The 20,878-nt window shown below is 72.1% G+C and carries 15 protein-coding genes; 8 read left to right on the top strand and 7 right to left on the bottom strand.

Annotated elements, in window-relative coordinates:
- Positions 1 to 2,838 (bottom strand): protein kinase domain-containing protein, encoded by a 2,838-nt coding sequence (locus tag OV207_RS11610; protein ID WP_267554987.1) that lies wholly within the window; start codon positions 2,836 to 2,838, stop codon positions 1 to 3.
- Positions 2,835 to 4,622 carry a sigma 54-interacting transcriptional regulator gene (locus OV207_RS11605; RefSeq protein ID WP_267554985.1) on the bottom strand — a complete coding sequence of 596 codons (1,788 nt, stop codon included), beginning with the start codon at positions 4,620 to 4,622 and terminating at the stop codon, positions 2,835 to 2,837. The genes OV207_RS11610 and OV207_RS11605 overlap by 4 nt, the downstream gene beginning before the upstream one ends.
- Positions 4,623 to 4,750: 128 nt before the next feature.
- Here OV207_RS11605 and OV207_RS11600 point away from each other — a divergent pair, with 128 nt between their 5' ends.
- Together OV207_RS11600 and OV207_RS11595 are read left to right on the top strand one after the other, a co-directional pair.
- Positions 4,751 to 5,245, top strand: a complete 495-nt coding sequence (locus OV207_RS11600) for a peroxiredoxin (protein ID WP_193348913.1) — start codon at positions 4,751 to 4,753, stop codon at positions 5,243 to 5,245.
- 121 nt (positions 5,246 to 5,366) lie between these two features.
- On the top strand, positions 5,367 to 6,839 hold the full coding sequence (locus OV207_RS11595) for a hypothetical protein (RefSeq protein WP_267554982.1): 1,473 nt from the start codon (positions 5,367 to 5,369) through the stop codon (positions 6,837 to 6,839).
- A 69-nt stretch (positions 6,840 to 6,908) separates the two neighbouring features.
- Here the strand turns inward: OV207_RS11595 and OV207_RS11590 are convergent, their stop codons facing one another.
- On the bottom strand, positions 6,909 to 9,197 hold the full coding sequence (locus OV207_RS11590; RefSeq protein ID WP_267554980.1) for a S8 family serine peptidase: 2,289 nt from the start codon (positions 9,195 to 9,197) through the stop codon (positions 6,909 to 6,911).
- 188 nt (positions 9,198 to 9,385) lie between these two features.
- Between OV207_RS11590 and OV207_RS11585 the strand changes: the two genes are divergently transcribed.
- The 4 genes from OV207_RS11585 to OV207_RS11570 all read left to right on the top strand — a co-directional run bounded on the left by OV207_RS11585 (position 9,386) and on the right by OV207_RS11570 (position 13,849).
- Entirely contained in the window at positions 9,386 to 10,765 is a 1,380-nt protein-coding gene (locus tag OV207_RS11585) for a hypothetical protein (RefSeq protein WP_267554978.1), read from the top strand.
- Positions 10,766 to 10,830: 65 nt separating this feature from the next.
- Positions 10,831 to 11,643, top strand: coding sequence for an STM4013/SEN3800 family hydrolase (locus tag OV207_RS11580; protein WP_267554976.1), 813 nt, complete (start codon positions 10,831 to 10,833; stop codon positions 11,641 to 11,643).
- A complete protein-coding gene (locus OV207_RS11575) occupies positions 11,640 to 12,953 on the top strand; it encodes an STM4012 family radical SAM protein (protein WP_267554974.1) in 1,314 nt (437 codons plus the stop codon). Before OV207_RS11580 ends, OV207_RS11575 begins: the two co-directional genes overlap by 4 nt.
- Positions 12,950 to 13,849 carry an STM4011 family radical SAM protein gene (locus OV207_RS11570; protein ID WP_267554973.1) on the top strand — a complete coding sequence of 300 codons (900 nt, stop codon included), beginning with the start codon at positions 12,950 to 12,952 and terminating at the stop codon, positions 13,847 to 13,849. The genes OV207_RS11575 and OV207_RS11570 overlap by 4 nt, the downstream gene beginning before the upstream one ends.
- Here OV207_RS11570 and OV207_RS11565 read toward each other — a convergent pair.
- From OV207_RS11565 to OV207_RS11555, 3 genes are all read right to left on the bottom strand, one after another.
- Positions 13,816 to 14,955 (bottom strand): STM4014 family protein, encoded by a 1,140-nt coding sequence (locus OV207_RS11565; RefSeq protein WP_267554972.1) that lies wholly within the window; start codon positions 14,953 to 14,955, stop codon positions 13,816 to 13,818. The genes OV207_RS11570 and OV207_RS11565 overlap by 34 nt on opposite strands.
- A gap of 14 nt (positions 14,956 to 14,969) precedes the next feature.
- Positions 14,970 to 16,322, bottom strand: a complete 1,353-nt coding sequence (locus OV207_RS11560) for a WGR domain-containing protein (protein ID WP_267554970.1) — start codon at positions 16,320 to 16,322, stop codon at positions 14,970 to 14,972.
- A 101-nt stretch (positions 16,323 to 16,423) separates the two neighbouring features.
- On the bottom strand, positions 16,424 to 17,752 hold the full coding sequence (locus OV207_RS11555) for an OmpA family protein (RefSeq protein WP_267554968.1): 1,329 nt from the start codon (positions 17,750 to 17,752) through the stop codon (positions 16,424 to 16,426).
- Between the two features lie 273 nt (positions 17,753 to 18,025).
- Between OV207_RS11555 and OV207_RS11550 the strand changes: the two genes are divergently transcribed.
- Entirely contained in the window at positions 18,026 to 18,664 is a 639-nt protein-coding gene (locus OV207_RS11550; protein ID WP_267554966.1) for a hypothetical protein, read from the top strand.
- 34 nt (positions 18,665 to 18,698) lie between these two features.
- Positions 18,699 to 19,238 (top strand): hypothetical protein, encoded by a 540-nt coding sequence (locus OV207_RS11545; protein ID WP_267554964.1) that lies wholly within the window; start codon positions 18,699 to 18,701, stop codon positions 19,236 to 19,238.
- Here OV207_RS11545 and OV207_RS11540 read toward each other — a convergent pair.
- On the bottom strand, positions 19,226 to 20,875 hold the full coding sequence (locus OV207_RS11540; protein WP_267554962.1) for a ribonuclease H-like domain-containing protein: 1,650 nt from the start codon (positions 20,873 to 20,875) through the stop codon (positions 19,226 to 19,228). The two genes, OV207_RS11545 and OV207_RS11540, sit on opposite strands and share 13 nt — an antisense overlap.
- Between the last annotated feature and the right edge of the window lie 3 nt (positions 20,876 to 20,878).

Genomic DNA, 20,878 nt, shown 5'->3' with positions numbered 1-20,878 from the left:
TCACGGCACGGACGCGCACACGCGCATCCCGATGAAGGGGAAGCGCGTGCGCGGCTCTCCGTCGCCGTGGTTGAGGACCCGGGCGGTGAGCGCGTCCTGGTAGAACGACCCGCCTCCGTACGCGGGCGTGCCGGCCGTGTCCGTCACCAGCCACTCCCACACGTTGCCGGACTGGTCCGCCACGCCGAAGGGGCTGTCCGACGCAGGGTGGGAGCCCACCGCGTCCGGCCCGAAGGCGCGCGGCTTGCGCCCGTAGGTGGCGTCGAAGTTGGCGTCGTCCGGCGCGAGCGTGGGGCCGTGCGGATAGTCGCGGCCGTCCGCGCCCCGGGCGGCGCGCTCCCACTCCCGCTCGGTGCACAGGCGCGCGCGGGGCAGCCGGCCGGTGGCGTCCAGCCAGGCCACGTAGGCGCGGGCGTCCTCCCAGGAGATGCCGGACACGGGGAAGCGGCGCCAGTCCTGTTCGGCGCGCAGTTGGCGGTCCTGGTAGCGCAGGGGCTCCCCTTCCCTCGCGTGGTAGGCGACGCCCTCGTGTTCCAGGTGGAAGGTCCAGGTGTCGTCGGGATTGGGGAGCAGCTCGATGGTGCCGTAGTAGTTCGTGCCCCGGGGCCTGCGCGCGGCGCGCTCCGCGGTGGGCAGCGCGCGCAGCCAGGTGAGCCAGTCCGCGTACGTGACTTCGTGGCGCGCGATGAGGAAGGCGCCGGTGGTGAGCGGGTGCAGCGGGCGCGTGCGCACGACGGTGCGGCGGATGCTCTCGTCGTCGCCGCTGCCGTAGAGGAAGCGGCCCGGGGGCACGTAGACGTAGCCGTCCGGGACGTGCTTGGGGAGGACGACGCGGGCCTGGAAGACGCCTCCGCGCCCGAGCAGCACGGGGTAGCGCACCGGCGGCCGGTCCGGTCGCGTGAACGTCAGGCGGTAGGAGCCGGGTGACAGGGTGAGGCCGGAGGTGATGGGCGTGGTGCCGAAGGTCCAGGGCCCGGGGGGCTCGCCTGTGATTGGCTCCAGGCTTTCGACCTGGACGACGGCGCCAGGGGGATCGCTGTCCAGGTCCATGCGGACGGGGGCGGTCAGCTTGTGGCTCGTGACGCCGCTTGGGTCCACTTCGTCCAGGCGTTGGAGCAGGGCCGCGCGGGCCTCGGGCTTGCGGTCGCGCTCCGCGACGAGGATGCGCTGGAGGAGCAGGTCCGCGAGGCGCTGATCCAACGGATCGCTCCGGCCCGCGCCCACGCGCATCCGGGAGGCCTCGAGGATGGCGGTGGCCTCTTCGTAGCGCCGGGCCTGCTTCGCGCCCAGGGACAGGGCCTGGGACCAGGTGTCCTCGGCGAGGGGCACGCGGTCCGAGTCGAACGCGGTGAACGCCTCCGCGCGGAGGGCTTCAATCCGCGACTCCAGGACACGGCCCTCGTCGAGCAGCGGGGCCACGGAGGCCAGCGCCTGCTCCGCGTCGAGGCGCCGGGAGCGCTCCCCGTACCAGTTGCCCCCGAGGAGGAGGGCCGCGGCCAGGAACGGAAGGGCCACCACCCGGGTGACGCGCAGCCACCGGGGGCGGACTCGCGCGGGCGCGGCGGCATGCCCAAGGGTCGCGGAGCGTCGCGAGGCGACCGACTCCAGGGCTTCGCGCAGGGCCTCCGCGGAGTCGAAGCGCGCGGAGGGCTCATGCGCGAGACACCGCATGACGACCGACGCGAACGCGGAATCAATCCCGGGCACCACTCGATCCAGCGGCGCGAAGGTCCGGGGTTCGAGCGGGGCGTCCGCGAGCGGACCGGGCGTGAGGCCTCCGCACAGTTCATGGAGGAGGACGCCCAGCGAGAAGAGGTCGCTTCGCGCGGTGGCCGGCTCGCCCCGCCACACCTCGGGCGCCATGTAGAGCGGGGTCCCGATGCGGCCCGTGGACAGCAAGTCCAAGGGAGGGGCCGGGAGGTCCTTCGCTGGCGGGGCCAAGGTCGCGGTGCGATGAGCGGCATCTGAGGAACCATCGCGTGGAAGGTCGGCGGTCGCCTGGTCCGGTGCACTCCTGGTGGGGAGGGACCCCACTGAAGCCAGCGCGGCCCGGTTCGCGGACGCAAGGACTGGCGTGGATCCAGCGGCATCGACATCTGAACGCTCGGCCGACGCCGCCCAACGCGAAGCCTCCGGGCCGTCACCACTGCCATGCCCCGTCGCCCTGCTCCGCCGCGAAGCCACCGCGCCGTCACGCTCTGCCGCCAGACTCCGCTGCGAAGCCACCGTGTCCGCCGTGCCCATTCCGTCCGGCAGGTCCACCGTCGCCTCGCCGCCCTCCGGTAGGCCCTCTGCCAAAGCTGTCCGACTGTCGGACAGGTCTGCGGGCCCTGCGCTCCCCCCCGCCACGTCGAGCAGCTTCGCCACGCCGAAGTCGAGCAGCTTCACCTGCCCGTCCTCGGTCAGCAGCGCGTTCGCGGGCTTGAGGTCGCGGTGCAGCACCCCCTGCCGGTGCGCCGCCGCCAGGCCCCGCGACAGCCCGATGCCAAGCTCCAGCACGCGCTCCCACGGCACCGGTCGCGCCAGGCGATCCAGGCTCTCGCCGCGCAGGAACTCCGACACCAGGTACGGGCGATCCCGCACCTCGCCCACCCGGTGGATGCCCACCACGTTCGGGTGCTGCACCCGGGCAATCGCGCGGGCCTCGGTGCGGAAGCGCTCGCGCTGCACCTCGTCGGGCGCGACGCCCGCGATGAACTTCACCGCCACCCAGCGGTCCAGCACCGTGTCATGCGCGAGGTACACCTCCCCCATCGCGCCACGCCCCAGCGGCCGCACCAGTCGGTACTCACCGAACGTCGCGGGAGGCTGCCACGGTGAGGGGTCCTCGCGCTTCATTCCACCGCCGGCCCCCGTCCTCGCGAGGCGATGCGGTGCTGCTTCAGCTTGAACGCGAACGTGCGCAGCGGCATGCCGATCAGCTGCGCCGCGCGCGTCTGCACCCCGCCCGTCGCCTCCAGCGCCTCCACCATCCGCTGCCGCTCCAGCGTCCGCAGCTCCTCCGCCAGGTTCTGGAACGCACGCGGCACGGTCGCCTCCGTGCCCTCGCGAAGCCCCTCCACCGGCTCCACGTCCATCCGCTCCAGCCCCTCCCGCAGCGACTCCGGCAGGTGCGAAGGCTCCACCACCGGGCCCGGTGACGTGGCCGCGGCGTACTCCAGGACGTGCTTCAGCTCGCGCACGTTGCCCGGCCACGCGTGCGCCCCCAGCAGCGCCATGGTCGCGGCGGACAGGTGCAGTGCTGGTCGCCCTGCCCTCGCGCAGGCGTCCTCCAGGAAGGCCCGCGCCAGCAGGGGCAGCTCCCGGGGCCGGTCGCGCAGGGGCGGCAGCACCACCACCGCCGCGGACAGGCGGAAGAACAGGTCCTGCCGGAACCGCCCTGCCTTCACCTCGTCCGCCAGCACCCGGTGCGTGGCCGCCACCACGCGCAGGTCCACCGGCCGCTCGCGTGAATCCCCCAGCCGGGTGATGACCTGTTGATCCAACGCGCGCAGCAGCTTCGCCTGGATGGGCAGCGACAGCTCCGCCACCTCGTCCAGGAACAGCGTGCCGCCGCTGGCCCGCTCCAGCAGCCCCGCCCGCGCCCGGTCCGCGCCGGAGAAGGCGCCCCGCTCATGGCCGAACAGCTCCCCCTCCACCAGGCTCTCCGGCAGCGCCGCGCAGTTGAGCGCCACGAACGTCTGGGCCGAACGCGGCGACCAGTGATGCACCGCCCACGCCGCGTTCTCCTTGCCCGAGCCCGTCTCCCCATGCACCAGCACCGGCAGCGAGCTCGCCGCCAGCCGTCGCAGCAGCTCAAACAGCCGCACCAGCGCCGCGTCCGCGACCACCACGGAGCGCTCGCCCAGCGACAGCCGGTACAGCGAGGGCCCGCTGACGCGCGTCTCGCCCGGGTCCGCCGCCAGGGCCGCCGCCCGCGCCGCGCCAATCAACGCATCCCCCTGCAGCCCATCCCCCGGCGCCGACGCCAGGCCCGCCCGCACGCGGCCGGCCAGCGGCGACAGCACCGACACCAGGTGCGCCGCCATCGCCTCCGCCTCCTCGCCGGACAGATCCGGCAGGAGCACCACCAGGGTGCCCCCCACCAGCCCCACCCCGTCCATCAACCGCAGCGCGCCGTGCAGGGCCTGCACCAGCTCCGCCTGCGACACCCACGCCGCCTCCACCTCCAGCGCCAGGACGCTCACCGCGCGCTCGTAGCTGCGCACCCGGTCCAGCTCCTCCGACAGCCGCGTCCGCAGCCCTTCGGCCTCCAGCGCCCGCCGGGCCGGAGGGGGCCGCTCGCCCCGGTGGAACACCAGCGTCACGTTGCCCAGCGTCACCACGTCCCCGCCGTCCAGCGGCCGGGTGCCCTGCACGCGCTCGCCGTTGACCCGCACGCCGTTGTGGCTGCCCAGGTCCGCGATGAACGCCTCCCCGTCCGCCACCCCCACCTTCGCGTGCTGGCGGCTCACCGACGCGTCCTCCACCACCACGTCCACCCCCACCGCCCGCCCGATGACCACCGCTCCCTCCCGGGGCAGCGGCACCAGCGTGGACGTGTTGCCCTCCAACAGCAGCAGGTACAGCCGCTCCGGAGGGGCGGCGCGCGCGGGCCCCCGCCGGGGTTCCTCGGTGTCCATCAGTTCGCGAGACGCCATTGCCTGAAAGAATGCCCAGGCCCTTCAAGTCCGGGCAACCCGGTCGATTGATTTGCGGGTCAGGCCGGGCGCGGTCCATGCTCGCCCGCAGCAAGAGGGAGACGGGTGCCATGGCGAAGACGCTGCAAGAAGGGGATGCCGTTCCGGACGTCACGCTTCAGGGGCCGGGCAACACGCCGGTGCGTCTGCGCGACCTGCTGGGTGACAAGGCGCTGGTCATCTACTTCTACCCCCGGGATGACTCCCCGGGATGTACCGTCCAGGCCTGCAGCCTGCGCGACCAGTACCAGGACTTCACGGACGCGGGCGCGGACGTGGTGGGCATCAGCAGCGACACGGCGGAGTCGCATGAGAAGTTCGTCGCCAAGTACCGGCTCCCGTTCCGCCTGCTGAGCGACCCGGATGGCGCGGCGCGCAAGGCCTTCGGGGTGGGCACCAACTTCCTGGGCCTGCTGCCGGGGCGGGTGACGTTCATCGCCGACCGCGAGGGCACCATCCGCTACGCGTTCGACTCGCAGGTGCAGGTGAAGAAGCACGTCACGGGCGCGCTGGACGTCGTCCGGTCGCTCACGGGCCAGGGGGGCACCCCCGCCCGTCCGGGGTGACCCCCTCGGTGGCCAGCCGTTTCCCGGTAGACTGATTCCAGGCGTCCCGGCTCCGGGGGTCGGGACGCCCACCCCCTCTCGCGGGCACCATGGAACGCGAGGGGCGGCAGGAGGTCACGTCATGCGGTGGCATTGGATGCTGGGACTGATGTGCTTTGGCTGCGCCAGCTTGACCCGCGACCTCCACGACGAGGGCATGGAGCAGGGGGAGGCGCCCACCGCGGAGACGGTGTACCTGGTGCCGTTGGACGAGGCGCTGCTCACCATGCGCCACATCTTCGAGGAGCAGCGCTACGACGTCTTCACGCGCGAGGGTCACCACGAGCTGTACACCTCCGCGCACGAGCCCGGCATGAACCGGCCCGGCAACCGCACCTTCGAGCGCTACTTCGTGAAGGGCGCGCAGGTGGGCCCGCGCCAGTCCATCATCCGCGTCTTCCGCCTGCGCTACCGCGAGCAGGACACCAACATCGAGCAGAAGCCCAAGTGGCTCAACGAGCGCGTCCAGGAGGAGGAGAAGTACCTGGCGCGCAAGACCTTCGAGCGCTTCACCTTCGAGGGCGTGCCGGACATGGAGGGCTTCACGATGGTGCGCGGCATCCGCGACCTCAAGCTGGAGGGGCGGCTGCTGTCGAAGCTGGAGATGGTCCCGTCGCTGGAGCTGGTGGGGGGCAAGACGTCCGCGCCGGTGCGCTCCGTGACGGTGGACGGCTGGGACGAGGACGCGCAGAGGGGCGACGTGCGCTGCGGTGAGCCCCTCCAGGGCGTGGAGCCGCTGCTGGTGGCCGGGCAGTCCTTGCTGGTGGCGGATCCGCTGGGCACGCGCGAGCTGCCGGAGGCCGCCACGCGGATGCTCTGCGACGCCACGGAGAAGAAGCTGTCGGTGGCGCTGGCGCTGTCCCTGCCGTCGGAGGATCAGCCCGCGCTGGACGAGTACCTGGCGAGCGCGGGCACCAACTCGGACCTGGAGCGCCTGCTGGTGGTCAGTTCCTTCTGGCGCCGGGTGTACCAGGACGGCCGCAGCAGCGGCGCGCTCCTGCGGCTCATTGAGCAGGCCCGCCGGCTGCGCGCGCGGGGCAACGCCGTCACGGTGCTGGCGTTCGACTCCAACACCGCGTCCGGTAACGCACGCGAGGAGGAGATGGCCAAGAACCTCATCGCGTACCGGAAGGCGAACCCGGACGTGTGGCTGCTGGCGCTCGCGGGCGACGTGCACGTGCGCACGAAGCCGGTGAGCTGGAACAAGGACTTCGAACCGCTGGGCTCGCGGCTGACGAAGGCCGTGCCCTCCTCCCCCGTGAAGGCGCTGGAGGTGGGCTTCACGCGCGGCTCGCAGTTCTCCTGCCGCTTCAACGTCTGGGAGCAGGTGGAGTGCAACGTGTACGCGCTCAGCCCGTCCGCGGACGTGCGCCAGGAGCCGGGCACGCCGCGCAAGGTGGCCCTCTTCTCCGCGCCCAGCGACAAGGGCTTCCACGGCCGCATCTACGTGGGGGCGCTCAACGCGTCACCGCCCGTCATCCAGCGCGCGGTGGCGAGCGCGCCCCGCCCCGCCGTCCCGCAGGAAGAAGGCGCGCCGCCCGCGCGGACGCCCTGACGGACCACGCGCCGCGGACGCGGGCCCCTTGAGGAGGGCCCGCGCCGCCTTGAGGGGCGCCTGCGCCTGCTACGGCTTGAGGACGCCGCCGCTCACCACGAGGCCGTAGACGGCGTCCACCGCCGTCGTCGCCGGGTGACCGTCCTGGACCACCTCATCCGCCAGGACCTCCACCTTCCAGGTGCCCGCGGCGGGGTTCGCCAGGAAGACGTTCTCCACGGTGTCGACCTTGTTGGAGACGCCACCCGCGGTGGAGACGTTGCCCGCGGTCAGGCCGTTGTTGCCCCAGTACACGACGCCCGTGGGCGACGTGACGCGCAGGGACAGGTCATTGATGCGCGCGCGGGCCGCGCCCACGGTGCCCATGGGGTCCTTGTAGGACAGGGTGACGTTGAGCTCCGTCTCACCGGTGGCCACGGTGAAGTTGTACGCCTTGGTGGCCAGGGGCGTGAGGACGTCCGTCTCGTCGACGACGAAGGTCTTCGCGGCGCGGTCGTACAGGCGCTTGAGGTCGGAGGTCCCCCAGCCCTGCTTGTAGCGGTCCAGGTCCGCGTTGGCGCCGCCGGCCAGCCAGTTGTACTTCGCGGCGCCGTTGATCATCAGCGCCTTCGCGGTGGCCATCTGCGGACGGCTGGTGAAGACGTCCGCCTTGCCGCCCTTGCCGGCCCACACGCCCTGGTGCCACATCTGGAACATCAGGCCGAAGTGGCCCGCGGTCTGCGGCGTCGCGGAGCTGGTGCCGCCGAACTCCGTGTAGCTGCTGTCGCTGGAGCCGGACGCGCCCCGGACGGAGTCGTAGTAGAAGGACAGGTCCGGCTTGATGCGGCCGTCCGCCGCCGGGCCGATGCTCCCGCCAGCGCTCCACCGGTCGTCCGTGCGCGCCAGCGTGTTGTAGTGCCGCACGCCGCCCACGGAGACGATGTTCTTCGCCCAGGCCTGCGGGCGCGAGTTGCGCGTGCCGGAGTTGCTCTGGGACTGGGTGCTCAGCAGGGGGGCCTTGAACAGGTAGTCATCCACCTCCGCGGAGATGGTGGTGTACGCGGTGCCCAGCGTGCTGCCCACGCTGGAGGTCTGGAACACCGCGCGGTAGGGCCCCGTCGGGTTGATGAGCTCCTGGTTCATCGTGTAGCGCGACTTGGTGCCGCCGAACTGCGTGGACTCCGAGTACAGGAAGAAGATGCCCTGCCCGCTCGGCAGCAGCCCCTTCGCCAGCGGGTCGATGCCCTGCGCGAAGTTGTGGCTGTAGCAGCTGGTGCCGTGCAGCGACCCCGTCGTCCCCGTGCTGTGGATGATGGGCGGCGTGGGCCACTCGCGGTGGGTGGTGCGCAGCTCGGTGTCGAAGATCTCCCCGCGCACGCCCTGCCCCGTCCACCCCTTGAGGCCCTGGATGTAGTTGGCGCCGCCCGTCTCGCGCACGATGTTCATGTCCGTCTCGCCGGGCCCGCCCCACCGGTCGATGAACTGCACCTCGTTGGCACGCGCCAGCTGGGCCAGCTGCTCCTGGCTGAGCGTGGCCTCCACGCGCAGGCCGCCCGGCTCCACCAGGTCCACCTTGCCGCCCAGCCGCTGCACCAGCGCTGACACGCGGGCCTGCCGCGCCGGGCCGCCCTCGCCCAGCATGATGGAGTAGCGCTGGGGCGCGAGCCCCTCCGCCCGTCCCAGCAGCGCGTCACGCAGCACCGGCTCCAGGCGGTACTCCGGGTGGTAGTCCCCCACCCAGCGCACAGCGGGGAGCTGCGCCACGCGAGCGCGGATCTCCGAGTCCATCTCAACGAGGTAGGTGTGATCCGACAGGAAGCGCAGCACCTTGCCGCCCGCGTTCTGGATCGTCTCGCGGAACTCCGGCAGCGGCGTGCCGTGGAACTGCACCAGCGACAGGGTGTTGTCCCGGTCCGCCACCAGCGCGTTGCCCAGCAGCGGCGCGTTGCGCGCGAGCGGGTCGAACGACGCCTCCTGCAGCCGGATGAGGTACTGCTCCTCCTGCACGCGCCCCATCAGCTCCGTGCCGCCGCGCGTATAGGCCGAATATGCCTGCTGCGTGCCGTCCGCCTGACGCTCCTGCCAGACGTGGAGCTGCACGCCGGTGGCCGCCACCACGTTCAGGGTGCGCAGGGCGCTCACCGGCCGCGCCGTCTGGTGGAACACCAGCCCAGAGGGGGTCGCCAGCGTGCTGCCACCCGCCTTCAGCGCCGTGACGACCGCCGCGCCCGGAGCCGCCACGGCCCGCGAGGCCGCCGGAGGCGTCGGGTTCGCGGCGAGCGCGCCCGCGGGGACCGCGAGGGTGCAACCCAGCACCAGCGCAGTAAACGGCTGCCAGCTGCGAGGGGACGTCGAGAAGCGCTTCCGCATGTTCTGCATGTCGGCACTCCCTTCAAGGTGAGATAAACCTGTAATACGCAAATAGGCCGCATTTCAAGTCATGCCACCGAGTTGCATCAGGGCCTGTTTTTTTCACTGGGAGTGGCGCTCTCTCAGCTTTCAGGAGGCTGGGTCCTACAGCCTGAGCGGAAACAATCAGGTCGGTAATTCCGATAAACTGGGTACATATGACTTCCATCCCCAACCGCCCCGTTTCGTCGTCCCAGCCCCGGACCCCGGTCGCTCCGGTCGAGCGCCAGACGCCCGCGGCCCAGCCCCAGGCTCCCGCCGAGCAGCCCGTCGACGGCGCCCAGCAGGCCGCGGCCGCGCTCGCCGAGCGGGAGCGCTCCACGTTCACGCCCGTGGAGGCGATGCGTCCTTCGGGCCGCGCGAGCGTGCGCACCGAGGGTGACACCTTCGTGATGGAGTCCCAGGGACAGGCGCGCGACCGCGGCTCCCAGCGCGCGGGGCGGCTGTCCGTGGGGGCGTCGTCCAGCGAGACCGGCTCCGTGCGCGTGGAGGTGCCGCGCCAGGCCGCGACGGAGGCCATGCGCAACGGGCAGCTGCCCGACCCCGCCGCGCCGGAGACGTGGCCGGTGGGCACCCGCGCCCGGGCGGAGGGCACCGGACAGGAGGGCCTCAACGCCAGGCTCTCCGCGGGGCCGGGCCGGGCGGGCAAGGCGCTGGGGATGGGCGCGTCGTACGACCACACCCAGACGCAGCGCTTCGAGCTGGAGCGCACGTCGCCGGACACGCTGCGCGCCAGCGTGACGACGCAGGAGCGCCAGCGGGATGCCGCCAACGTCCGGGGCCTGGAGGGCCGGCAGGATCAGCGCATGGAGCGCACCCGCACGGCGGACTTCAACATCACCCAGCCGGAGGGCCAGGCCGCGTACCAGCAGTTCCTGCGCACCGGCCAGCTCCCCGCGGAGAACGGCCCGGGCGTGAGCAACGTGCGCACCACTGACGGCCTGAGCCAGAACGGCGAGGGGCGCGTGCTGGGCCAGCGCGTGGCCACCTCCGAGCGGCGCACGAACCTCACGGGCGACGGCGACGGCAACCAGACCGTGCGCCAGACGGACCGCGACGTGGCGGGCAGCACCCAGAGCACCGACCTGCGCTTGAACCCGGACGGCACCGGCCAGGGGGACACGCGCATCAACGACTCCGTGCGCGCGACCACCACGACGCGGCCCGGGCAGCCCGCGGAGACGAACTACGAGCTGACCTTCACGGATCCGAACGCCGCGCGCATCGCCCGGGGCGCCTTCTCCGCCGACGACGCGGCGATGAACGACGGCGCCCCGTACTCGGTGCGCCTCAACGAGTCGCAGGCCCGGGAGCTGCTGGGCCGCACCCTGGGACCGGACATGGCCGGCGGGCAGCGCCCCATGGATCAGGCCTTCCGCGCGCTGTCGCAGCGGGGGCAGGAGGCCTTCGCCACGTCGCTGTACAACGCGACCATGAACCCCGACGGCTCGCGCCGGCCGCTCGCCTCGACGCCGGCCCCGACGCCGCCCCCCGCGCCCACCCAGCCCGAGTTCGAGCCGGCGCCGAACATCTCGTAGCTCCCAGCCATGGAGCGGGACGGGGGCCTTGAAGCCAGGGGCCCCCTGCCCCGATCCTGGCGCCCATGCATGACCTGAACACGCTGGTCGGCACGCACGACCTGCTCTTCCTCACGCTGGACACGCTGCGGTACGACGTGGCCCGGGAAGCGCTGGAGCGCGGCCTCACCCCCACGCTGGGAGCGCTGCTGCCGGGGGGCCGGTGGGAGGAGCGCCACAGCCCGGGCAGCTTCACCTACGCGGCGCACCAGGCCTTCTTCGCGGGCTTCTTCCCCACCCCCGCCGCACCCGGCCGGCACCCGCGCCCGTTCGCCCTGCGCTTCGAGGGCAGCGAGACGACGGGCCCGGGCACCTGCGTGCTCGATGCGCCGGACATCGTCACGGGGCTCGCGGGGCGCGGCTATCACACGGTGTGTATTGGCGGGACCGGCTTCTTCAACCTGAAGAACCCCCTGGGCCGCGTGCTCCCAGGCCTCTTCGCCGAGTCCCACTGGTCCCCCGAGCTGGGGGTGACAGACCCGAAATCCACGGAATTTCAGGCATCACTCGCAGTGAACATCCTGGAGGCGCTGCCCCGGGAGCAGCGGGTGTTTCTGTTCATCAACGTCTCCGCGCTGCACCAGCCCAACCGGCACTACATCCCCGGCGCGCGGGAGGACTCCCGGGAGACGCAGGGGGCGGCCCTGGCGTACGTGGACGGCCAGCTCCCCCGGCTGTTCCAGGCGCTGCGGCGGCGGGGGCCGGCGTTCTGCGTCGTGTGCTCGGACCACGGGACGGCCTATGGCGAGGACGGCCACTCGGGGCACCGGCTGGGGCACCCGGTGGTGTGGACTGTCCCGTATGGGGAGTTCGTGCTGCCGCTAGACTCCGCGCCATGACGCGCCTGGAGTCGATGCTCGAAGGGACGCCGTACGTGGCGTACCTCTACGGCTACCCGCACAAGACGGCCTACCGCCCCCTCACCCCCGCGCTGCCGCTGGAGGACGTCTGGGCGAAGGAGCGGCGGGACGCGTTGTTCCTCTACCTGCACGTCCCCTTCTGCGAGATGCGCTGCGGGTTCTGCAACCTCTTCACCGCCGCGGGCCCGAAGGAGGACGTCGTCCAGGCGTGGCTGTCCGCGCTGAAGCGCGAGGCCCGCCGGGTGAAGGACGCGCTGGGCCCGGCCACGTTCGCGCGTGCCGCGATTGGCGGAGGCACCCCCACCCTGCTGGACGCACCCGGCCTGGAGGCGGTGTTCGACCTGGCGGCGGAGCTGGGCGTGGACCCTCGCGCCGTGCCCATGTCCGTGGAGGTGTCGCCGGAGACGGTGGACGTGGCCAAGGTGGCGGTGCTGAAGGCCCGGGGCGTGGACCGGGTGAGCATGGGCGTGCAGAGCTTCCTGGAGTCGGAGGTCGCGGCGGTGGCGCGGCCGCAGAAGACGGCGCAGGTGGAGGCCACGTTGGACCTGCTCCGGAGTGCGGGCTTCCCCACGCTCAACCTGGACCTCATCTACGGCATCGAGGGCCAGACGCCGGACACCTTCCTGCGCTCGCTGAAGGCGGCGCTCCGGTACGCGCCGGAGGAGCTGTACCTCTACCCGCTCTACGTGCGGCCCCTCACCTTCCTGGGCAAGAAGTCGCGCGCGTGGGACGACCTGCGCCTGTCGCTGTACCGCACGGGCCGCGACTTCCTCCTGGCGCAGGGCTACACGCAGGTGTCGATGCGGATGTTCCGCGCGAAGCACGCGCCGGCCGCTCGGGGCGCGGTGTACCGCTGCCAGGAGGACGGCATGGTGGGGCTGGGCGTGGGGGCGCGCTCGTACGCGGGCGACGTGCACTACTCGTCCGAGTACGCGGTCGCCTCGCGCGAGGTGCGCGGCATCATCCAGGCGTACATCGAGCGCGACACCGCGTCCTTCGGCGAGGTGCGCTACGGGTTCGTGCTGGACGAAGCCGAGCAGCGCCACCGGCACCTGGTGCTGTCGCTGCTGGCGGAGGGCGTGTGTCCGGGCGCGTACCGCCAGCGCTTCGGCACGGACGCGCGCGAGGACTTCCCGATGCTCGCGGAGCTGGAGGCGCACGGGCTGGCGCGGGACGTGGACGGTGTGTTCCAGCTCACGGGCGCGGGCGTGGAGCGCTCGGATCTCATCGGCCCCTGGCTGGACTCCGAGGCCGTGCGGCGGCGCAAGCAGGAGTACGCCTGGCGATGAGGCTCACCGTGCTCTACCGGGGCCCGCTGTCCGGCTGCAACTACGGCTGCGAGTACTGCCCCTTCGGCAAGTGGAAGCAGAGCGAGGAGGAGCTGACGAAGGACCGCGCGGACCTGGAGCGGTTCCTCCAGTGGGTGGAGTCGCGCACCCAGGACACCGTGGCCGTCTTCTTCACGCCCTGGGGCGAGGCGCTCATCTGGCCCTGGTATCAGCAGGCCCTGGCCCGGCTGACGCACCTGCCCCACGTGGAGCGCGCGGCGGTGCAGACCAACCTCTCCTGCCGGCTGGACTGGCTCACCGACTGCCGCACCGACAAGCTGGGCATCTGGGCCACGTACCACCCGGAGTGGATGAAGCGCGCGCGCTTCCTGGCGCAGTGCGAACGCTTGAGCGAACACGGCGTGCGCCACAGCGCGGGCATGGTGGGCTTCCGCCGCTTCGCGGACGAGGCGGAGGCCCTGCGCCGCGAGCTGCCGGAGGACACGTACCTGTGGATCAACGCGGTGAAGGACGGCCTGGACGCGTACTCACCCGAGGACGTGGAGCGCTTCACCCGCATCGACCCGCTCTTCCCGGTGAACAACACCCGCCACCCCAGCCGGGGCAAGGCGTGCCGCGCGGGCGAGTCCGTGCTGTCGGTGGACGGCGATGGCACGGCCTACCGGTGCCACTTCATCAAGGAGCCGCTGGGCAACCTCTACGCGCCGGACTTCGAACAGGCGCTCAAGCCGCGCGCGTGCTCGAAGGACACGTGCGGCTGCCACATCGGCTACGTGCACCTGGACTACCTGGAGCTGGATCGCGTGTTCGGCTCCGGGCTGCTGGAGCGCGTGCCGACGGCGCGGCTGTGGCGCGGCGGAGGTCAGCGCAGCGCTTCGCGGAGCTCCCAGCCGTAGACGGACAGGCCGTCGCGCGTGAGGCCGGGGAGCAGGTCCCCGAAGGCGTTGGCCTCCAGCACGCGGTGGCCGTGGAAGAACTCCTCGAACATCAGGTCGATGCCCACGTGGAGGCAGTCGTGCGCGCGGGCCACGGCGCGGCAGCTCTCCAGCGCGGCCTCCCACTCCCGCGCGGGCACCGCCGCGTGGAAGTCGTCCAGGTCGCCGCGATAGCCGCCCAGGTGGAGGTTGGTGATGGGGTGGCGGCTCTGGCGCACCACCGTGAAGGCGGGCTCGCCGCGCACCGTGAGGATGCGACAGTCGAACACGTCCCCGCCCAGCCGCGCCTTGGGGCGGGACTCCTCCACCTGGGAGCCCTCGCGCAGGAGGAAGGACAGCACCGCGTCCACCTCCCCCGCGCCCGACACGCGCCGGAGCCTGAGGGAGTTGAACCAGCCGGTGGGCCCCCGGTGGAGGCTGGTGAGCAGCGAACCCGCCGAGCCTGGTGAGCGCCCCGGCCGGTAGACGGCGAGGCACGACGCGGACGAGCCGCAGGACAGCTTCACGAAGGCCTCGCGCCAGCCCGCCTCGCGCATGCCGTGGCGCAGGGCCTCCGGGGTGGCGATGTCGTCCAGGTACGGCGGCACGGGGATGCCCAGGGCGGCGTACCGGCGCGACGTGACGCGCTTGTCGAACAGGTCCGCGATGGCGGACGGCTTCGACAGCACGCGCCAGCGCGGACGCAGGGCGAAGCGCTCCGTCAGGTCCTCCAGCACGCGCAGGAAGCCCAGGTGGTGCTGCCGGGGGCACAGCACGCGGCCGTGCTCGGGAGGCAGGGCGTCCACCTGCTCCGGCGTCAGGACCTCACAGCCGGCGCCGAGCGCATCCGTGTGGCCCCGCTTCAGGAGGGCCCGCTCCACGGCGGTGTCCTCCCCCGCCGCGTCGATGCGGACGATGCGCTCCTCCGAGTCCGGGAGCTCCAGGAGCGCGTCCGGCTCGCGGGCCACCGTCTCCCAGGACACCACGAGCGCGGGGGGAAGCCCCGCGTGGTGCAGGGCCTCCTGGAAGAGCGTGACGCGCCGGTTCCCGGGGTTGCCGATGATCAGGAACGGCGGCGCGGCGGACATGGGCGTGGGACGGACTACTCGCCCACGGCGACGTAGCGCGAGTCCTCGTCGTAGGGCTCGCGCTGGTTGCCGCGCACCACGGAAGGAGCGGCGGTGGCCACCCGCTTCTGCCCGGCCTGGGTCAGGAAGTTGTTGGAGACGTCCAGCGTCTTGAGGTGCTGGAAGGCCTTCGCGTTCGAGGCCAGCGCCTCCGCGCCCTCGTCAGTCATCATGCCCATGGACAGATCCAGCTCCTGGAGCCGGGCGACCACCTTCGCATTGGGGAGCACCGCGCACAGCGCGTCGGTGAACTCCGCGTTGCGCAGGCCCAGCTTGCGCAGGTTCGGCACGCCCTCGCCGTCGAGCAGGGGCTGCAGGTCCTTCACCCCGCCGCCCGCGCCGTAGTTCTCCGAACCGAACCAGATCTCCAGCGCCTCCAGCTTCGGCCAGTGCGCCTTCACGATGGACTTCACCGCCTTGAGCGGCAGGCCGCCCGTCTCCACGGTGAAGGCGCGCAGCTCCGGCAGGTCGATCTTCCCAAGCTCGATCTCACCGCCGCGCACGCGCAGCTCCCGCAGGCCCGGGAACACGCCGTAGAGGGGCTGGAGGTCGCCCACGTGGGTCCAGGAGATCTCCGTGTCGTCCGGGTACTCGAAGTCCCCGATGAACAGGTGGCGCAGCGTCGTGAGCGGCTTCGCCTTGCCGAGCGCCTTGAGCGTGTCGTGGTACTCGTTCTCGCCGTCGAAGCAGGCCATGCCGATGGTCAGGCTTCGCAGGAACCGCGCGGACGGGTGGGCCAGCAGCACGCCCAGCAGATCCGGGATGTCCTCGTTCGAGTCGAAGTCCACCTGACCCAGATGGGCCTCGCGGATGAAGCCCAGGTGCCACTCCAGCTTCAGGGCCTCCCCGGCGATCGCCTCCGTCAGCTCGTCACCCAGCAGCGAGTCCGCGTGCTCCGCGATGTACTTCGCCGCCCGCTTGCGCATGAGCGTGGCGGAGGCGGCGGACGCCTCCAGGGTGTCGTGCTGGAGCTGGATCAGCTCCGCGCGAGGATCGCCCTTGCCCTTGAGCCACGCGGCATACGCGAGGTAGCCCTTCACGTCGTCCGGGGCGGCGAGGATGGCGGCCTCCAGGGCCGGATCGGTCGCGGACACCACGGCCGCACCCCCGCCATCCGCCGAGCCCGCGACGAGCGCGTAGCCCTTCTTCTCCTTCTCCTTCACCTGCGCGGCGTAGGCCTTCTTCGCCTCCACCTTGGACTCGAAGTCCTCCGTCTTCTCCTGGCCGTCGGTGCCGATGCGGCCCCAGCGCTTGGTGAGCGTCGTGCCTTCGAGCGTGATCTCCCAGAACTTGCTGGAGCTGCCTTCCGTGAACTCGTACCGAGGCATGGCGCGACTCTCCCGAGGCGGCGAAGCGAACGGCCCGGACGCTAGAGGAGCCCTCCCACAACCTCAAGCGCGGCCGGGGGCCGACGCCGAAGCCCAGGAGCTCAGGGGCGCAGCAGCACCAGCTCCACGCGGCGGTTGAGATCGCGCCCGCGGGGGATGAGGTTGGGGGCCTTGGGGCTGCGGTCGCCCAGGCCCACGACGTCCACGCGGGAGGGGGCCACGCCGGCCCGGATGAGCAGGTCGGCGACGGCGCGCGCGCGGGCGTCGGACAGGCCCTGGCGGGCGGGCGCGGGCACTTCCCGGCCGTCGGTGTGGCCTTCGACGCGCAGGCGGGCCTTGGGGTCGCGCACGAGCAGGTCCACGAGCAGGTCCAGGCCCCCGAGCGAGGCCTTGTTGGGCAGGGGCTTCGTCTCCTCGAAGCCCAGGGGCTGGGGCAGCTCGACGCGGCCCTCCTGCACCTTGGCCGCCTTGGCCTTCTTGGGCGCGGGCACCAGGGCGAAGTCCAGCGAGGCATCCGCGCCGGCGGCCAGCTCCACCTGGCGCGTCTGGGCGAGGAAGCCGTCGGCGAGCAGGTCCACGGTGTACGCGCCCGCGGACAGGGGCACTTCCTTGGGCTTGCGGCCGGGGACCACCAGCTTCAGCGGCTCGCCCGTTCCCCGCACGAAGGCGGTGGCGGAGGAAGGCTTCTTGGAGGTGACCTGGAGGCGCAGGCGGCCCGTGGGCAGCGGCGTGCGCTCCACGGGCGGCGTCACGGAGACCACCGTGGTCGTGGGCTTCACGCCCGCATCCGGCGCCGCGGGCTGGGCGACCTTCACGGGGGCGCCCGCGTCCGGCGGGGACTTCACGGGCGCGCCCGCGTCCACCGGGCCGGTCTTCACGGCCACGGCGGGTTCGTCCTGCGGAGGCTGGATCATCTCCGCGGTGACGGCGTGGGTGAGCTTGAGCTTGAGGCGCGGATCCGGCGCGTTGGGCACGACGCTGGGGGACGCCTTCACCGACACGCGCAAGCCGCGCTGGGTCTGGAAGCCGACGGACGCGGTGATCTTCCAGAGGAAGCCGTTCGACTCGCTGAAGAGGCTCCACGACCCGTTCGTGTACGTGACGCGCGACACGAGGGTGTGCTCCCCCGGTTCGACCTTCATCACCGCGAGCCGGTGGACGCCGGGCGCGTTGAGCTCCTCGATGGACGGCACCGCGAGCGGCTCGCCGTCCAGGAGGAAGTCCGACTCGACGAGGCGGTAGCCGTCCTCGGGCTTGAAGCCCTCGAAGAGCAGCTGCACTTCGGCGGGAGACTCCGGGACCATGGCGCGCAGCTGGCGCTCCAGCTCCGCGCGCACCTGGTCCTCGCGCGTCGGCTCCGCCGCGAGCGCAGCCGGGGCGAGAAGTCCCGCGAGGACGAGTGATCCAATCTTGAGGAAGGAGGAATCCACGAGGCGCCATGCAGCATGGCACAAGGTGGCCTCCGGACGATGCAGGGATACATCGCTGTAGAGGGTGCAGGCGGGCGCCACAGGCCTGGAGCGCGGCCTGCTCCCCCTCCCCGGCTTGAAGGCTTCGCCATGAATTCAACGTTCCACCCCGCCCGGCGTGCGCCCTGGCGTGGGGGGGCCCGGATGGATCATCCTTTGGAGGGCATGGATCCGTCCGTTCCCAGGTCCCCCTCGTTTTCACGCAGAGCATGGGCGTGGAGCGTGTTGGGGGCGGTGTTCACGCTCTGTGTCCTGTCGGCGATGGTGCGGATGGATCGCACGGCCGATGGGGCGGCTCAGCTCCGGCTGGGCGAGTCGGTGGACGTCCTGGCGCCCGCCGCGGGGCGGGTGGTGTCGGTGGACGTGGGGTTGGGTCAGGACGTCACGGTCGGACAGGTGCTGGCGCGGCTGGAGACGGGCTCGGGGCCGGTGGAGGTCACGGCCCCCCAGCCGGCGCGGGTGTACTTCCTGTTGGAGCCGGAGACGCAGGTCGCGGAGGGCAAGCCGGTGGCGGCGCTGCGGCTCCCTGACACGGTGGTGTCCCTCTTCGTGCTCTTTCCGGGGGAGTTTCGCGCGGAGCTGGCTCCCGGGGTGCCGATGGAGCTGCAACTGGACGGCGTGCCCCAGCCCATCGAAACGGTCATCGAGTCGGTGGAGGGGCCAGAGGCTTCGCTCCGGTACGCCCAGCGGCGGAAGATCTCGGAGGTGTCCCTGGAGCACGGGGCCGTGCTGGTGCGAGCGCAGGTGCCGCCGCGCGACGACACACAGGGCCGCGTCTACCAGGACGGGATGATCGGCAGCGCCCGGGTGAGGCTGGGCACCCAGCGACTGCTGGGCGCGTGGTTCCCGGAGCTGCGCCGTGTACTGCCGTGAGCGCCGAGGTCACGTCGCAGGCGGTCTGGGGCTCATGGCGTCCCTGATGGTGTTCGGGTGCACTCGCGCTGCCATCGTCGCGGCATCCATGCCCCTGGCTGAAGACGCCTCGATAGAATTTCCGCAGTTCTTCGAACAAGCACCGCTTCAGGTCGGAGCTTCGGGCCAACCCTTCTTGATGGATGGCGCAGTGCTTCGGGCCCTGACCCTCGCGGCCCAGGATTTCCTGCCACCGGGCCGGGCCGAGTTGCCGTGCACCGCTCAACAGGCGTCGCATGTCTTCCGGGTCATCCAACACGAAGAGATCATCTTCGTGCGCATCGATGAGGATCCCACCGCGTGTGGACGAACGCACGCGGGGCTCGACTCCGGGGCTCGGTACGCCATCCACCGCGATGGGCGCATCCTTCGACGCATCGTGGACGGAATGGAGCCGTACACGGCCCCTCCCGATGGCGGTGTCATCGAAGAGGCGGCCCCTGGTGTCTCTCCGTCGTTCAGCCCGGGGCACCCAGGTCCCCTGCCCTTCCTGGATTCACCCGACGCAGGAGCACCGGACGCTCAGGCGCCCTGACGTGACAGCCGGCGCTCCAGCCGCTCCAGCCGGAGCTGGTGGTCCGCGGGCAGCTCCACCGGCGCGGCCAGCCGCGCGTGGAACAGGGCCCGGGGCAGGTCCTTCAGCGAGTGCTCATACAGCTTCGTCAACGACAGGTGCAGCGTCGCGCCCTGTCCGGGCCGCGCGAACGTCAGGGCCCGTTGCAGGTGCGCCACCGCCGTCTCGCAGTCCCCGGCCCGTCGTGAGAGCCGCGAGGCCACCACCAGCGCTTCAATCCCCACCGGGCCGCCGCCCTCTGCCGCCGCCGCCGCGAAGCTCAGCGCCCGCGCTGGGTCCCCTGCCCGCTCCGCCACCAGCGCGAAGCCGAGCAGATCCCGGGGATCCTGCCGCTCCGTGCCCTCCGCCTTGAAGCGGCGCACCAGGTCGCCCAGCAGCGCCGCCAGCAGCAGCAGGTCCTTCTGGTTGTGCTCCAGCACCGGCACCAGCTCCGAGCCGTCCGTGCCGCGCAGGAAGCGGAAGTACAGCTCCGGGATGAGCGAGCCGTCCACGTCATCCACCCGGTGGTGCCCCAGCACCTTCGACTCCAGGTGCACCAGCCTCGCGCCCTCGCCCCGGTGCTTGAACACGCGCCGCGCGCAGTGCAGCAGGTCCAGGTGCGGCAATTCCTTCGGCACCGGCACCCGGTTGAGCACGAAGCGCGTGCGCAACAGCGGCCAGTCGAAGCTCTTGCCGTTGTACGTGACGAGGCAGGACGACGACGCCATGCGCTCGGCCAGCAGGCGCAGCATCGGCGCCTCTTCCCCCATGCGCCGCAGGAAGAGCTGCTGCACGCGCAGCGAGCGACCCTCGAACCACGCGAGCCCCACCAGGAACGGCACCGTGCCCGTGCCGCCCGCGAGCCCCGTCGTCTCCGTGTCCAGCATCAACATCCGCGTGAAGTCCACCGACTCCAGCTCCGGGTGCAGCGCGAGGCTCGCCACCAGCCGCGACTCCACGTCGAGCGCCGCCGCCACCGGCGCCGTGCCGTGGCGATGCTCCGGCGGATACACCTGCTCCGCGACGTGCACCGTGCCGAACGACGTCGTGCGCGCCTCCACCGGCAGCGCCCGGGGCTCGGGCACCGGGGCCACCGCCCGCCGCGCGGAGGCCGTGCCCTGACGCTCCGCCCAGAAGGACAGCATCTGGCGCAGCGACTCCACCCGGGGATCCGCCGGGCCGTCCGCGACGCCAGCCTTCCGGACCGCGAACCGCCGCCGCGCTTCCTCGCGCAGGTCCACGAGGCCGGACGCCTCCCCGGACTCGCCCGCCCCTGTGGGAGGGAGCGGGGGCGATGCGTCGCCCTCCATCGAGAGGCGCTTGCGCAGCGCCTCCACCAGAACCTCCGCGACGGTGGTCGTCCCGGCTTCTTCCAGCACCTGGCGCTGGCCCTGCGCCTCCGCGACCGTTGCGCGCACCACCGCCTGCGCACCGGTCGTGCCCGCCAAAGCCTCGTTCCGGGCCTGTGCCTCCGCGACCGCCTGACGCAGTGCCACCTGCGCGTCCGGCACCGGCCCCCCGGCGCGTGCCTCCACCACGGCGTTCACCGGAGCCGGAGGCCCCCGCGAACCGCCGGGGCCCGCGCTGGTCAATCGCGACAGCTTGCGCTTCAGGTCCATGCG

Origin of the sequence: Corallococcus sp. BB11-1, assembly GCF_026626625.1 — a bacterium.
In the GTDB taxonomy this organism is placed as follows: Bacteria; Myxococcota; Myxococcia; order Myxococcales; family Myxococcaceae; genus Corallococcus; species Corallococcus soli.
This window is presented reverse-complemented; position numbering and strand designations above follow the sequence as displayed.